We start from the raw sequence: 260 nt of genomic DNA, 5'->3' as shown, positions 1-260 counted from the left end.
AGCGGCCGGCGCCGACTGCGTTCTCATCTGCACCAACACGATGCACCTTGTTGCCAACGAGGTAGCAGGTGCCGTCAGCATTCCGCTGATCGACATCCGGCAGGAAACCGGCCGGGTGCTTGCCGCCGCCGGCAAGCAACGCCCGCTGCTGCTGGCGACGCGCTACACCATGGAACACGGATTTTACGCTGACTATATGCGCGATGCATTCGGCATCGAGGTTATGGTTCCCAACGAAATCGACCGGGCAAAAGTCCACG

Annotated in this window: 1 protein-coding gene; it reads left to right on the top strand. The window is 61.2% G+C overall.

Annotated features, from left to right (window positions below; genetic code table 11):
- The coding region (locus Ga0451573_RS19330) for an aspartate/glutamate racemase family protein (RefSeq protein WP_231685822.1) at positions 1-260 on the top strand (260 nt) is incomplete at both ends.

The sequence above is a fragment of the Phosphitispora fastidiosa genome (assembly GCF_019008365.1).
GTDB classification, from domain to species: Bacteria; Bacillota; Thermincolia; order Thermincolales; family UBA2595; genus Phosphitispora; species Phosphitispora fastidiosa.
The sequence above is the reverse complement of the archived record's forward strand: the minus strand, read 5'-3'. Positions and strand labels throughout refer to the sequence as shown.